We start from the raw sequence: 364 nt of genomic DNA, 5'->3' as shown, positions 1-364 counted from the left end.
TCGTAATCGTACCATAGCTGGTTTCATCAGTATGAGTAATCACAAGCGGAGTCAGTTTTCCGTTCGCATAGGCGAAAAACGCCGCTTGCGAATCCATGCCGCTGCTTAATCCGGCGATGGTATACTCCGTATCAGTTGGGAAAGTGTATGCGGTCTGCGAGTCATCGCGCACAGCATAGTTATAAAGAGTAAATGCGGACGATACCGCCCCGTCATACTTAGAAGAAAGCGCTGTCAGAACGGCATTATACTCATCTCCGGAAGTGATCTGCGTTCCGTGCGGTTTTGCAGTTACACTATCCGGATCCGGCAATGCTTCCTCCTGAGATGTTGTCGCCGTAATTGTTATGCCGGCGTGGCTATA

1 protein-coding gene is annotated in these 364 nt (G+C 49.7%); it reads right to left on the bottom strand.

Annotation, left to right across the window (positions count from 1 at the left end):
- The coding region (locus H6A25_RS12545; RefSeq protein ID WP_204752456.1) for a hypothetical protein at nucleotides 1-313 on the bottom strand (313 nt) is incomplete at its 3' end.
- Nucleotides 314-364: the final 51 nt, after the last annotated feature.

The sequence above is a fragment of the Intestinimonas butyriciproducens genome (genome assembly GCF_016901775.1).
Taxonomy (GTDB): domain Bacteria; phylum Bacillota; class Clostridia; order Oscillospirales; family Butyricicoccaceae; genus Pseudobutyricicoccus.
This window is presented reverse-complemented; position numbering and strand designations above follow the sequence as displayed.